Consider the following 13,034-nt stretch of genomic DNA (forward strand, 5'->3'; position numbering starts at 1 on the left):
AGGACGAGCATGGCAGACAAAACCGCTCCCACGGGCACGCCGCTGATCGACATGCGCAACATCTCCATCGCTTTCGGCGGCATTCGCGCCGTCGACGATGCCTCTGTCGACCTTTTCCCGGGCGAGGTGATGGCTTTGCTCGGTCACAACGGTGCCGGCAAATCGACGTTGATAAAAATCCTGTCCGGCGCCTACAAGCGCGATGCGGGCCAGATTTTCGTCAACGGCGAGGAGGCTTCGATCTCCAATCCCCGCGACGCCAAGAAGTACGGCATCGAGACGATCTACCAGACGCTGGCGCTGGCCGACAATGTCGATGCGGCCGCCAACCTGTTTCTCGGCCGCGAGCTGATGACCGGCTGGGGTACGCTCGACGACGTCGCCATGGAGGCCGAGGCGCGCAAGGTGATGGGCAGGCTCAATCCGCGTTTCCAACGCTTCAAGGAGCCGGTGGTAAAGCTTTCGGGCGGCCAGCGGCAGTCGGTGGCGATCGCCCGCGCCATCCTGTTCAATGCTCGCATCCTGATCATGGACGAGCCGACGGCGGCACTCGGGCCGCAAGAGACGGCGCAGGTCGGCGAACTGGTCAGGCAGCTCAAGGCCGACGGCATCGGCATCTTCCTGATCAGCCATGATATTCACGACGTGTTCGAGCTTGCCGACCGTGTCTGCGTCATGAAGAACGGTCGGGTTGTCGGAACGGCGCGCACAACCGATGTCACCCAGGACGAGGTGCTCGGCATGATCATCCTCGGCAAGTGCCCACCCGGCGCCATTCCGGGGCCGGGCGCGCTGAAGATCGCCGCATGAACGAGAATTAGCCGGCTAATCACAAGCCGCCAAAATGTGCCAGCCGTCACCATGCTTTGGCCTCGCCATTGTGTTGGCGTCGGGACTTGCCCATAAAGATGCCGAACCGTCCACGGGACGTATCAGCACTTGAAGAAGCTTTTTCCGACCGTCGCTTTTATCGCCGTCGCGCTGATCAGCCTGACGATGGCGGGTTTTGCCTATTTTGCCACCCAGGAGGCGGCCCGCATTAAATTCGAGGCGACGGCAGACGACGCGCTTAACCGGATCGAAAGCCGCATCGACCTGGACCTGTCGCTGCTGCGTTCGACCCGGGCGCTGTTCGACGCACGCAATGGCGGTATCTCGCAGGGCGAGTTCAAGGCTTTCTTCAACGCGCTCGACATCGACAATAATTTCGCCGGCCTGCGCGGCATCGGTTTCCTCCGCCTGGCGAAAACTGGCAACGAGGCGGCGGTCGAGCGCGACATCCTGCACGATCACGGCGCAAGCCATCCGATCTATCCCGACACGAACTTACCGTGGCGTACGCCCATCGTGCTGTTCGAACCGCTGGATCCGTCCAACAAATCCAGCATCGGCTACGACATGTTCACCGGGCCGGCGCGGCGCGAGGCGATCGAAAAGGCGATGGCCGACGACCAGCAGCACGCCAGCGGGCTCGTGCAGTTCGGCAAGGATACGGGTGCCGCGCAGACCTTTACCGGGTTCCTCGTCTTCGTCCGGCTCAATGTCGAAACCGCGCCGGACGCCGTGAACGCGACGAGATCCTCGACTGCCGGCTTCCTTTATGCGGCCTTCCGCGCCCGTGATCTGTTCCAGGCTGCGCTCAGCCGGGCACCATTGCTGCCGGTCAACACCGAGATCTATGACGGCACGGTGGACAGCGACAACCTGCTGTTCCAATCGGAAACGCCGCCTGTTTCGAGCCTCGGCGACAGGCTGCTGGTCACCCGCAAGATCACCGTCGCCGGCCGGCCGTGGGTCGTCCTGTTCAGGCCGACAAGTGCTTTCTCGCAACCTTCCTCGCGCGCCATCCCGGTGATGCTCGGATTGTTCGGACTGCTGCTTGCGGGCGCCATCGCGCTGGTGGCCCGCTATCAGGAGCGGGCCTATGAGGCGGTTTCGCTGCTTCACGAAACGACCGAAAAGAGCCTGCTGGAAAAAGACCTGATGCTGCAGGAGATGAAGCATCGCATCAAGAACTCGATCACGCGGGTGCTGGCAATCGCGCGCCAGACAGCATCGCACACCACCGACGTCCAGGAATTCTCGGCTTCCTTCTCGGCCCGGCTGCAGGCGATGGCGGCTTCTCAGGACATGCTGACGCGCTCACGCTGGCAGAAAGCCGATCTCGGCGACCTGCTGCGCATCGAGCTAGGCCAGGTGTTCGGCAGTGAGCTTCCTGAAGGGCTGCTGTCGGGACCGCAGGTTCTTCTCGATGAAAAGACGACGCAGGCACTCGGCCTAGTCTTTCACGAACTGGCGACGAATGCGCTGAAGCATGGCGAAGCCGGCAATTCAGTCGGTGCGCTGAAGGTCGACTGGTCGCTCGAAGCCCGTAGCGGCACCCGGACATTGGCTCTCAACTGGCGCGAGGCCGGTCAGAAGAAGCTCGAGACACCGGCAAAGAGCGGTTTTGGCACCAGACTGATCGATCTCAACGTCACGCGCGAATTGCGTGGCACAATCAGGCGCGATTTTCGCGAAGGTGGCTTGAACGTGGAAATCAAGGTTCCGCTGCCGGCCTGAAACGCCGTCTCGTGGGCCGCGTCGCAACAGCGCTCTGAAAGGGCAAACGCGGAGACAGGTGGCCTGCCTCCGCGTTTGCTGTTCGCCTGGAGTTCGAAACTAGTTGCAGCGAGCTGTGTAAATCCGGCCGTGACGATCTCTGTATTGGCAGTAGCCATTTTGCAGACGGCGAACGAGCAGACCGCCAATCGCACCAGCGCCGGCGCCGATCAAAGCGCCCTTGCCGCCGCCGACAGCGCCACCAATGAGCGCGCCGCCCACAGTGCCGATACCCACGTTCTCTTCCGTGGTGGTGCAGCCGCTGACCGCAACCACGGCAACCATGGCAATAATCATCTTCCGCATGGAGTCATCCTCACTTTTGTCCTCACTTTAATAAGCTCCAGCCGCCATTTAGCATGAAAGTACGGCCTTTGCCCGCACGATTTCATTGTTGATTAAGATAGTCCTTTTCGGGGCGTGCGCCGTTCGATGCTACCACGAACCCGGAAATCTCCAAGGAAGCATCGAGCGTGCCGTTGGGACGCACGTTCCAGACGATCCTGTCATGGTCGTTCTCGAGCGCCGGATCGACGGCAAGGCATCTGGCGACGACATGTTGGGCCTGGCCCTGCAGGCCGGTGACCGCGAACGGGCACGGCCGAGCACTCGGGCAGTGGTTTCAAATCGATCAAGCAGAGGCGAGTTCCATTCAGATCAGTTGGGACGCGGCGGTCAGGACGATCGCGGCCATAAGCGCGACGGCGGCGAAGCGGAGGGGCGAAGCACGAGGCGCGGGCGCTGCGGACGCGTCGGGATCCTGAAAACCGCCCATCGAGACGCGAGCGGCCTGTTCCAGTCTGTTCAAGTCGGCAGCCGTCAAGGCCCATTCCCTTCATTTTGTGCCAAACTCAATTCGGTGGATCGGCACGTTCGGACTTTATGGTGAACAGTCGGTTAAAGATGGCGATGCGCAGCAAGCCCTCGCGCGGCGACCGCCGCTCGTTAATCCGTCTCGAAATTGCCGTGAGGAACGACAAGGCGGTATTCGAGGCGGTTCCCGGTGATCTCAAGTGTCGCCGTTCCATTCAATGAAGTGGGCACGACGCGTTCGAGCGCGACGCTGCCAAAACGCTTCTCACTGCGCTGATTGTCGTTGGCTCCGATCACTTCGGCCCATGTCAGCGACAGCGCAGGCTCGCCAGCGGAAGCTGCCGTCAGATCGGCCGTCACCTCGACGAAACCGTCGCTGCGCGACAGTGCGCCATAGCTGACCGAATTGACGGCAAGCTCATGCATGGCCAAGCCGATGTGCAAGGCGGCATTGGGGTTGAGATATGGATTTGCGCCGCGGAAACGCAGGCTGTGCAAGGGGTCCGCGCCGTACCTGCCGACCTGACCGGAAACCAGCTCGCGCAGCGCCGCTCCCCGCCAGTTGGATGACGTAACCAAATCCTGCGAGGAGGCCAACGACTGCAATCGGCCCCGGAAGCGCGTCAGGAAATCGTCAATGCTGCCGGAATAACGGCCCGTCTGGGTGGCGATGCTCTGGATGATGGCCAAGAGGTTCTTGGAGCGATGACTGACTTCGCGCAGCAGCGCCTTCAACGTCTGCTCCCGGCGTTTCTGCTCGGTTGTTTCGACCATGGTGGTCACGACGCCCTGCACCGCGCCGGTCTCGCTGCGGTCGGCGTCTATCCACACCTGAAACCAGCGGGCGCCGTCATCGGCCGGCACGCTGAGTTCAAGATGTTGAGGATTGCCGGATACGATGACGTCGTGCTTGGCGGCGCCGATACGCTCTGCCTGCGCCGGCGGCAAGATGCCGTTGTTGTCGGAGGCATCGGAAGTCCAGGGCGCGCGCATGTTGCGCGCCCACACCGTCTTCATCTCGCGATCCTGGTACAGGACGGAAATCCCGGCATTGTGCAGTGCATGGAGAAGGGCCCGGCCAAGCTGCATCCCGCTTTCGGCGGGATGCAAAGCGATGATCTCATCACTCTGGCCGCGGTCTTTCATTTTTCCGACTCTGGAACGCATCGGTCAATTTGCTCAACCCATGTCGGGCTGAACGGTTCGCGGAAAAATGGGTTCCAAAAGGAGGAGGTTCGTATCAAGCCTTAAAAAGCGGTCCGCCGAGCGGCATCCCGTTGGAGGACACTGCCCGGCGGTGGCTGGAAACCGTTTGGGGGGTGCGGCTTCCAGTGTTCGCTTGAATGGCCGCTTGGCATTCACGCTCGTCTGATCAGGCCGGCAATAAGCGATATGATCAGGAAGGCGAGAAAGATGAAGAACAATATCTGCGCTATGCCGGCCGAGGTGCCAGCGATGCCGCCGAAACCAAGCGCACCGGCGATTATCGCCACGACGAGAAATACGAGCGCCCAGTAAAGCATGATCGATCTCCTTCCAATGCTGCGGTGAAAACGTGATTCGCCTCCGTTTGTTCCACCATTTTCCGAAAAAGACGATGCTGAAAATCTTCAGGGCCCGAATTGCCGCGGTGTGTGGAAAGATCCAGTTGGTTGCCCCAGTTGGTTGCCAGTGAATTGAGCCGGCGTCACGCCCATCTGATCCGAGGGAGCGGCTGTCTCGGCGGCCGCAGTTCGGCCGTCCGCTGTTTCATGCCGCGGCTTTCGCGTGCCGGTCAAAGAACAGGGCCTGGCTGATAAGAGCCTTGACCATGTCCGGATTGAACGGCTTGGTAACCAGGAAAGCCGGTTCCGGCCGCTCGCCGGTGAGCAGGCGCTCGGGAAAGGCGGTGATGAAGATCACCGGCACCGAGGTGGACGACAGGATCTCATTGACGGCCGCAATGCCCGAACTGCCGTCGGCAAGCTGAATATCGGCAAGCACCATCTTTGGCCGCGCCTTGCCGAACATCGCCACCGCCTCGGCGTGGGTGCGCGCCGTTCCGACGACCCGGTGGCCGAGGCTTTCGACCATTTCCTCGATATCCATGGCGATCAGCGGCTCATCCTCGATGATCAGCACGTCGGTTGCCACCTGACGGGAGATCTCGTTGCTCGCCTGCGCGAGAAGTTCGGAGAATTGCTGTTCGTCGACGTCGAGAATCTCCGCCGCCTCGTCTTCGCTGAAGCCTTCGACCGCAACCAGCAGAAAGGCTTGGCGGGGACGAGGCGCAATTGCATTCAGATTGGCCGCGGCGCGCTGTTCCCATGCCGACTGGGCATGCTCCTGCGGAACGCGAATGGCCACCGAGGTGAAGAGCTTGGCAAAGACCTTGTAGAGCGCGATGCGGTCGTTCGATGCGTCCGGAAAGATGTCGACATCGGCAATGATGGCCTCGAGCATTGCGGCGACCAGCGCGTCGCCGCTCTCTTGCGATCCGGATACGGCGCGCGAGAAGCGGCGCAGGAACGGCAGGTGCGGAGCGATGGTTGCTGATAGGCTCATAGTGGACGTCTCCCTCATATGACGTGATTGCATGTTACAGCTAAAAACGGTTTGCAAGCCCAGCAATTGAAACGCTGGCTCCTTGAAAAAGGTTCCAATCGTGCGGAACTAATATGTGAGGCTGGCGTTTAAAGGCGGGTTGGGCAACCAGACGAGGCTGCCGCTTGCCTTGCGTTATGTGTTGAAGGGCGGCTTAAGGCTGGGACGAAGGGCGAAATGAAGAACATGACGAAAGCTACCACGGCTGGCGTTGGCAACGGGCGCCGGGCCGCTTCCCGCGACCCGCTTGGGCCGAACTCGGAAATCGGCCGCAAACTCAAACAATACTATGACGAGCTGGTCTCCGACAATGTGCCGGATCGCTTCGCCCAACTGCTCAGCCAGTTGGAAAAGGCCGAACCTGTACAAAAGAAGGACTGAGGCATGGCGGCCGTCTCCCAGGGCTTCAAGACCGACTTGCTCGGCTCGATCCCGAGCCTGCGGGCTTTTGCCGTGTCGCTGACGCAAAACGCCGACAAGGCCGACGACCTGGTGCAGGAAACATTGGTCAAGGCCTGGGACAAGCATGAAAGCTTCCAGCCCGGCACCAATCTGAAGGCATGGCTGTTCACGATCTTGCGCAACGAATTCTATTCGCAGATGCGCAAGCGCGGCCGCGAGGTGCAGGACAGCGATGGCGTCATGACGGCCAGGCTTGCCGTTCACCCGGCCCAGCACGGCCAGCTTGACCTCGAAGACTTTCGCGGCGCGCTCGAGTTGCTGCCAGAAGACCAGCGCGAAGCCATTATCCTCATCGGCGCGTCGGGCTTCTCCTACGAGGAAGCGGCCGAGATCTGCGGCTGCGCCGTCGGAACGATCAAGAGCCGCGTCAGCCGCGCCCGCACACGGCTGCAGGAAATCCTGAAGATCTCCGGTGAAGACGAGTATGGCCCGGACGCAATTTCGGCTCAGGTAACCGGGTCGACGGCTGCGTGAAGCGCGGCGTGTTCGAACCGCTCCGCGCCTCAGCGAAGAGGCGTGCGCCTGCAGGCCGTTACCACTGCCTCGACGAGATCGTCTCCCGAATAGGGCTTGGTGACCAGCCTGACGCCGGGAAAGGATTTCTTGATCTCGTCGGTATCCGAATAGCCCGAGGCGAAGACGAACGGGATGCCCGCTTCACGCAGCCACGAAGCAAATTGGAGCGTCGAAACGCCGCTCAGCATGAGGTCGACGATGGCCACATCGAATTGCGCGGCAACGTCTTGCTGTTCGATCTCAGTCAGATCACGCGCAATGACCACATCGAGCGCGCCGTAGTCGCGGCAAAGCTGCTCGATATCCGTGGCAATCAGGAACTCATCTTCCAGGATAAGAATCCGCAAACCGTCAAGCGATGGGCGCACGCAGCAATATCTCCTTAAATTCGTCTCTATCGTGAAACGGGGGAAGTCATGATCGTTATTTGGCATGCTGTCATTTAAAAAAGACGTGCCGGCGCGGATGCGTCGGCCTCAGCCCATGCAAGGCATTTGCAACGCGCGCTGCCGGAGATAGGGTTAGAAGAGGTTCGTGCCGGAACCTTGGGGTCTGTCGGGCGTTTCGACCGAGCAAAAGCATGGAGAGTGAAGCAATGGCGACTGCCGCAGGAAAGGCCGCGAACGAAGCCCGCACGAATTCCGATATTGAGGCCGACATCGCACAATTGAAGGCCGACATCGACCAACTTACCAAGCTGTTGGCCAAAACTGGCGAACATGGCTACGGGGCAGCACGGCGAGCCGCGGCCGAAAGCGTCGAGCAGTTGCGAACCCAGGGCGAGGCAGCCTTCGACAGCCTGCGCAGCAACGCCAGGGACATCGAGGCGCAGATGATAGCGCATATGCGCGAAAAGCCGGTGACTTCGCTGGCGATCGCCGCAGGCGTCGGATTCCTCTTCGCGCTTCTCGCGCGCCGTTAGTTCTGCACGTATGGGAATGCTTGCATCGCTGATCTCGGGCCTCGCCTCGGGCGAAACCATTGCGGCGGTGCAACGCGCACGCGTCGCTGCGATTGTCTATTCGATCGCAGCGCTCGCGGCGCTGTGCGGCCTCGGCTTCCTCGTCGCGGCGGCCTATATCTGGACGGCGGCCCGCTATGGGCCGATGGCAGCTTCCCTGAGCTTCGGGATCGGCTTTCTGGCAATCGCCGGTCTCATCCTGCTCGTCTACCGGATGTCGGCCGGCTCGCGCGCCAGGCGCCGGGCGAAGCGACGCAACGCCGACATGAAGGCTATCGGCATCACTGCGGTACTCGCCGTGCTGCCGGCGCTGCTCAAGGGCAAAGGTGGCGCGGGGAAGGCCGGACTGGGCGCGATTCTCGGCCCGGCGATAGCACTCGCCGCCTACGCTATCTACCGCGAGAACGTGAAGCGCGGCTCCGATGATCCGGATACCGGCAAACGGGAATAGTTCGGAGGGATAGTTCGGGGCAAACGATTCTGGCGCCGGTCGCAAAATGCTGGCGTCACAAATCTTCGAGCGGAATCGATATTTCGGCGACCACGCCTTCCGGCCGGAATTCATGGGTCACCTCGCTGGAAATGACCTTGGCCAGGCTGCGGCGGATCAGGATCGAGCCGAAGCCATGGCGTTCGGGCGGCGCAACCCGCGGGCCGCCGCTTTCACGCCAGGCCAGCAACAGACGCCGTGCGCCCTTCCTGCCTTGTACCCTCCAATCGAGATCGACCTTTCCGGAGGAAACCGAGAGCGACCCGTATTGCAGTGCGTTGCTTGCCAGTTCATGCAGGATTAGCCCGAGCCCGACTGCCTGGTCGGGTGAGAGCAGGACATCGGCGCCGGAGATCGCCATGCGCGATTGTCCGGCGGCTTGGAACGGCTTTAGCTCGATCTCCACCAGCTCGCGGATGCCGATACCGCGCCACTCGCGGTCCGACAGCAGGCTGTGCGCAACGCCCAGTGCCTGCAGCCTGGCGCTGAAGGCTTCGAGGAATTCGCTTGGCTGGCGGGCATGGCGAACGGTCTGCGTAGCCAGCGCCTGTACGGTTGCCAAAGTGTTCTTGACGCGGTGATTGAGCTCGCGCAGCAACAGTCGTTGACGTTCGTCGCCAAGTTTGCGTTCGGTAATGTCGTAGTTGACGCCGAAGATCAGCGTTGGCTTGCCCTCGCCGTCGCGCTCTATGACGCGGCCGCGCGTTGCGATCCATCGCGGCGGATCGAGGCCTTTGACACGGTATTCGCCAAAATAATCGTCGCTGCCAGTCAGCGCGTCGCGAAAGCGTGTTTCGGTCTGGTGAACGTCGCGCGGGTCGATGGCGGTCAGGATGTCGCGCGCCCTCAGCCTGTTCGACTTCGGCAGGTTGAACAATTCGGGCAGCAGGACATCGCAGTCGATCATATCGCTGCGGATATCCCATGCCCAGCTGGCAAGCGAGGCCGCGTCGAGCGCGATAGCGCGCCGCTTTTCCTCTCGAACCAGTGCTGCCTTGGCAATCGCCGCACTGCGGGTTGCATCCTTCAGCGTGAACAGGCTGGCGGCAAGGCCGGCCAGCGCCGACAGCTGGTCGAGCTGGACAGAGGAGGGACGTGCGTGCGGCTTCCGGTCGAGCACGCACAGCGTGCCGATCAGCGCGCCGTCGATTACGATGGGCACGCCTGCGTAAAAGCGGATATGATGCTCGCCGGTGACCAGCGGATTGGCTTTGAACCGCGGATCCGCCGCCGCGTCGGCCACCACCATCGGCACGTTGCCGGCTGCGATGGTATAGGCGCAGAACGATGTCTCGGTTGCGGTTTCGGTCTCGCCGAGGCCGATACAGGACTTGAACCACTGCCGCTCGGCATCGACCAGCGTGATCAGTGCGACAGGCGTTTGCATCGCCGAAGCGGCAAGACCGCCGATACGATCGAAATCAGGGTCGGCAGCCCCGTCCAGCGTGTCGAGGCCGTGCAGCACGGCAAGACGGTCCGCGGCGCCCACCACACGGCGAATATCGGCCGGCAGGCCCGGCGTGTTCTGGCTATTGTCGTCCACTATGCCCCCGGTGGCCGGCTCCGCTGATTGGTCAGGCCAACCGGCCCGTCTGCCGCCTTGCAGAGCCGGAACTTTCGCGGCGGGGGACCGTTACCAGCCAACGCCCCGCCAGTTACGCCTGCCGGCGCCAAATATGGAGCCAGACAATGCCAAAAACCATTCCTGAAAACAAAGCCCGTCAAGGGCGGCGGGGTCGGCATGTCCTTCGTATCCTGATCGCCGCGCTGTTGCTGGCTTTTATCGCCTGGGGCGTCGCCGAAATCTACGGCTGGATGATCGAGACGCCGAAGACCGAACAGGGCAACACGCCCAGCGGCTAGGTTCTCTCCATCGCTCGCGCCAGTTTGCATCACGCAACCCCACATCACGCATCCCACGTCAGGCAACCTTTGCCTCGGCGGCGCGCGCCGGGACGAGAACATTCAACGCGCGCGGATGGATTTCGACGGTCATCTCGCGATCGAGCTTTACCAGTTCGCCGTCCATGACGGCCTGAACTTTCCTGTTCGTCGAATGGATTTTCAAAACGGCGCGGTTTGCCTGATGGATTTCGACATGCTCGTTGCCGCGCCATTTCCCACGGGCGACGTCAAAGAGGAACCTGATCAATTCGCCGCGCCGCCGCGCCACGGTGACATAGATGCCCAGCACGCCGCCTGCCGGATTATCGGCATAGGGCAGGTGGCCCTCGCCAAACAGATTGTTGGTGATGCCGATACCGGTGATCCGCGTTCTGATCTCGGCCTCGCCGATCGTCAGCGTTACGTTCATCGCCGGTGGATTGTTGATCGTCGCCCAAGCGGCTCGCACCGAGGCGCGCATCTTCCCGAACCGCGAGCCGAATTCCATCTTCTGGCGCAGTTGCACCATCCTGGCGTGCATGCCGATCGAGAATTGATGCACGAAAGGCCGGCCGTTGGCTGTTGCAATGTCAATCGCCATCACCTCGCCGTCGGCAAACGATTTCAGTGCCGCATCGAGGGTCTGCGGAATACCGAGGCCGCGCGCAAAAAGGTTCATTGTGCCAGCCGGCAGAATTGCCAGCGCCTTCTCCCCATTCATCAAACGGGCTGCCGCGGCCGAAATGGTTCCGTCGCCGCCGCCAGCCAGCACGACGTCGATGCCGCGCCTGGAAGCTACGCCGTCCAGCGTGGCAACGATATCCTTGCCGGCGACGATTTCGATATCGATCGAGTGGCCGGCAGTCTCAAGCGTGCTGCGCATCCGACTGGCGAAGGCCTCAAGATCGATGGTGCGCAGGGTGCCCCCGTCCTTGTTCAGCACCGCTGCAAACTGCATGGCCGTTCCATTTTCCAGCGCCTATCGGGCCGGGACGGAGCCCCAGCCGGGAGTGGAACGGGGCGGCCGAGAAAATGTTCCTTTCGACCAGCGTGGCGAATCCGAGAACCTTCGACATGGCACCGGGTGCGCCACGGCTTTTTTCGGAACAACAGTGTGGTCACAACGTTGTGAACATGCAGAAGACGCTGCGCCCGCAGCGACGTTATGCGGGCACGGCGTGCACGAAATCACCGACGAGGAGACACTAAGATGATCCGCACCCTTTTAACCACGACAGCAGTCGCAACATTGATTGCGACGGGTGCATTTGCGCAATCGGCGACGACCCCGGCGCCGGCGCAAGCACCCGCCGTAGAGAATTCCGCTCCAGCCGCTCCGGTGCAACGCGCCGAGGGCAGCCTTGTCACCAATATCATCGGCGAGTCGGTTTATAACGGCACCGGCGACAATGCAGAGAATATCGGCAAGGTCACCGATATCGTCTTCGACGAGCGCGGCCAGGTAAAATCCGTCGTCATCGGCGTCGGCGGGTTCCTCGGCATTGGGACCAAGAACGTCGCCTTCGACTACAGCAAGATGCAATGGGCCGAAAGAAATGGCGATCGCTGGCTGATAGCGCAAACGACGAAGGATGAGCTGACGGCTCATCCGGATTTCGACCGCAAGCCCTATGATCCGGCGCCTGCGGCGACAGACACCACGGCTACGGCTCCTGCCGCTCCGTCGACCTCCACCGATACGGCGCAGAACGCCCCGGCGGCGCCGACCGGTAACAACCCCGCTCCGGTCGTGAAGCGCGCGGAAGGCAATCTTGCCACCAATATCATCGGCGAGACCGTCTACAACGGTACCGGCGACGACGCCCAGAACATCGGCGACGTAAACGACATCGTCATCAACAAGGAAGCCAAGGCGCAATCGCTGGTCATCGGTGTCGGCGGCTTCCTCGGCATAGGTGAAAAGAACGTCGCCTATGATTTCGACAAGGCGCAGTGGGCCGAGAGGAACGGCGATCGCTGGCTGGTTGCCCAAACCACCAGGGAAGAGCTGACGGCGCAGCCGGATTTCGACCGCAAGCCCTATGATCCGGCCCCGGCGACCACAGCGTCGAACGATGCCGCGGCTAATGCGCCAGCCGTCGTCACGCCTACCGTGACGGCCAGCAACACTGCCACGACCAACAACACTGACCAGGCCGGCAAGACGGCTCAAAATGCCCCAGCGCCCGCAACGACGGCAGACCAGACCAAGACCGGGTCGATCGACAAGTCGACACTGACTGAAATGCCGATAGGCGAAATCCGGGCCGAGGATCTGGTCGGAACAACTGTCTACGGCGCCAACGACGCCAATGTCGGCGAGATCGGCGATATCGTGCTGAGCGGCGACAAGAAGGTCGATGCAGTCATCATCGACGTCGGCGGCTTCCTTGGCATCGGCGAGAAGGAGGTGGCGGTCGGCATGGACAACCTGAAATTCATGACCGACAAGAACGGCAAGCGCTATCTCTACACGAACTTCACCAAGGAGCAGCTTGAGGCGCAGGCCCCCTATGACAAGGCCAGCTATGCGCAAAATCGCGAGAAACAGCGCATGATCATGCGCTAAGCTGCGCACACGCCGACAGAGAAGCGGGGGGGGGGGGGCGCGCCGGGGGGGGGGGTGGGATGGGCGGGGGGCGCGGTCCGGCGCGCTTGGCCGCCCCCCCCCCCCCCCGCGGCAGCCGGCTCGCCGAGATGCTCCAGCATCATCACCGCCGACCA

General features: G+C 61.9%; 16 protein-coding genes. 8 read left to right on the forward strand and 8 right to left on the reverse strand.

Annotated features, from left to right (window positions below; translation table 11 throughout):
• Positions 1–9: 9 nt before the first annotated feature.
• A complete protein-coding gene (locus tag NKH16_RS29280) occupies positions 10–810 on the forward strand; it encodes an ATP-binding cassette domain-containing protein (RefSeq protein ID WP_352471126.1) in 801 nt (266 codons plus the stop codon).
• A gap of 129 nt (positions 811–939) precedes the next feature.
• Positions 940–2,562: a CHASE domain-containing protein gene (locus NKH16_RS29285; protein ID WP_352747465.1), complete on the forward strand. Its 1,623-nt coding sequence runs from the start codon at positions 940–942 to the stop codon at positions 2,560–2,562.
• A gap of 99 nt (positions 2,563–2,661) precedes the next feature.
• On the opposite strand, the gene NKH16_RS29290 is transcribed toward NKH16_RS29285, so the two are convergent.
• The 5 genes from NKH16_RS29290 to NKH16_RS29310 all read right to left on the reverse strand — a co-directional run bounded on the left by NKH16_RS29290 (position 2,662) and on the right by NKH16_RS29310 (position 5,958).
• Positions 2,662–2,907 carry a YMGG-like glycine zipper-containing protein gene (locus tag NKH16_RS29290; RefSeq protein WP_006328050.1) on the reverse strand — a complete coding sequence of 82 codons (246 nt, stop codon included), beginning with the start codon at positions 2,905–2,907 and terminating at the stop codon, positions 2,662–2,664.
• 346 nt (positions 2,908–3,253) lie between these two features.
• Positions 3,254–3,424 carry a hypothetical protein gene (locus NKH16_RS29295; RefSeq protein WP_023678539.1) on the reverse strand — a complete coding sequence of 57 codons (171 nt, stop codon included), beginning with the start codon at positions 3,422–3,424 and terminating at the stop codon, positions 3,254–3,256.
• A 122-nt stretch (positions 3,425–3,546) separates the two neighbouring features.
• On the reverse strand, positions 3,547–4,581 hold the full coding sequence (locus NKH16_RS29300) for a sensor histidine kinase (RefSeq protein ID WP_352451150.1): 1,035 nt from the start codon (positions 4,579–4,581) through the stop codon (positions 3,547–3,549).
• A 191-nt stretch (positions 4,582–4,772) separates the two neighbouring features.
• Positions 4,773–4,937: a DUF1328 domain-containing protein gene (locus NKH16_RS29305; RefSeq protein ID WP_023678541.1), complete on the reverse strand. Its 165-nt coding sequence runs from the start codon at positions 4,935–4,937 to the stop codon at positions 4,773–4,775.
• 226 nt (positions 4,938–5,163) lie between these two features.
• Positions 5,164–5,958, reverse strand: a complete 795-nt coding sequence (locus NKH16_RS29310; RefSeq protein WP_352451151.1) for a response regulator — start codon at positions 5,956–5,958, stop codon at positions 5,164–5,166.
• A gap of 216 nt (positions 5,959–6,174) precedes the next feature.
• Between NKH16_RS29310 and NKH16_RS29315 the strand changes: the two genes are divergently transcribed.
• Together NKH16_RS29315 and NKH16_RS29320 are read left to right on the forward strand one after the other, a co-directional pair.
• Complete coding sequence (locus NKH16_RS29315; protein ID WP_023720919.1) at positions 6,175–6,378, forward strand: NepR family anti-sigma factor; 204 nt, start codon at positions 6,175–6,177, stop codon at positions 6,376–6,378.
• A gap of 3 nt (positions 6,379–6,381) precedes the next feature.
• Positions 6,382–6,933, forward strand: coding sequence for a sigma-70 family RNA polymerase sigma factor (locus NKH16_RS29320; protein WP_023678544.1), 552 nt, complete (start codon positions 6,382–6,384; stop codon positions 6,931–6,933).
• 29 nt (positions 6,934–6,962) lie between these two features.
• Here the strand turns inward: NKH16_RS29320 and NKH16_RS29325 are convergent, their stop codons facing one another.
• A complete protein-coding gene (locus tag NKH16_RS29325) occupies positions 6,963–7,343 on the reverse strand; it encodes a response regulator (RefSeq protein WP_352747462.1) in 381 nt (126 codons plus the stop codon).
• 227 nt (positions 7,344–7,570) lie between these two features.
• Here NKH16_RS29325 and NKH16_RS29330 point away from each other — a divergent pair, with 227 nt between their 5' ends.
• Together NKH16_RS29330 and NKH16_RS29335 are read left to right on the forward strand one after the other, a co-directional pair.
• A complete protein-coding gene (locus NKH16_RS29330) occupies positions 7,571–7,897 on the forward strand; it encodes an ElaB/YgaM/YqjD family protein (protein ID WP_023678546.1) in 327 nt (108 codons plus the stop codon).
• Between the two features lie 10 nt (positions 7,898–7,907).
• Complete coding sequence (locus NKH16_RS29335) at positions 7,908–8,387, forward strand: hypothetical protein (protein WP_352451153.1); 480 nt, start codon at positions 7,908–7,910, stop codon at positions 8,385–8,387.
• A gap of 55 nt (positions 8,388–8,442) precedes the next feature.
• On the opposite strand, the gene NKH16_RS29340 is transcribed toward NKH16_RS29335, so the two are convergent.
• Complete coding sequence (locus tag NKH16_RS29340) at positions 8,443–9,969, reverse strand: sensor histidine kinase (RefSeq protein ID WP_352451154.1); 1,527 nt, start codon at positions 9,967–9,969, stop codon at positions 8,443–8,445.
• Between the two features lie 146 nt (positions 9,970–10,115).
• On the opposite strand from NKH16_RS29340, the gene NKH16_RS29345 reads away from it, so the two are divergent.
• A complete protein-coding gene (locus NKH16_RS29345) occupies positions 10,116–10,289 on the forward strand; it encodes a hypothetical protein (protein WP_292659198.1) in 174 nt (57 codons plus the stop codon).
• A 58-nt stretch (positions 10,290–10,347) separates the two neighbouring features.
• Here NKH16_RS29345 and NKH16_RS29350 read toward each other — a convergent pair whose 3' ends face one another.
• On the reverse strand, positions 10,348–11,268 hold the full coding sequence (locus NKH16_RS29350; RefSeq protein ID WP_352745287.1) for a diacylglycerol/lipid kinase family protein: 921 nt from the start codon (positions 11,266–11,268) through the stop codon (positions 10,348–10,350).
• A 252-nt stretch (positions 11,269–11,520) separates the two neighbouring features.
• Here NKH16_RS29350 and NKH16_RS29355 point away from each other — a divergent pair, with 252 nt between their 5' ends.
• Positions 11,521–12,879, forward strand: coding sequence for a PRC-barrel domain-containing protein (locus NKH16_RS29355; RefSeq protein WP_352747459.1), 1,359 nt, complete (start codon positions 11,521–11,523; stop codon positions 12,877–12,879).
• Positions 12,880–13,034: the final 155 nt, after the last annotated feature.

Origin of the sequence: Mesorhizobium sp. M1307, from assembly GCF_040318155.1 — a bacterium.
In the GTDB taxonomy this organism is placed as follows: Bacteria; Pseudomonadota; Alphaproteobacteria; order Rhizobiales; family Rhizobiaceae; genus Mesorhizobium.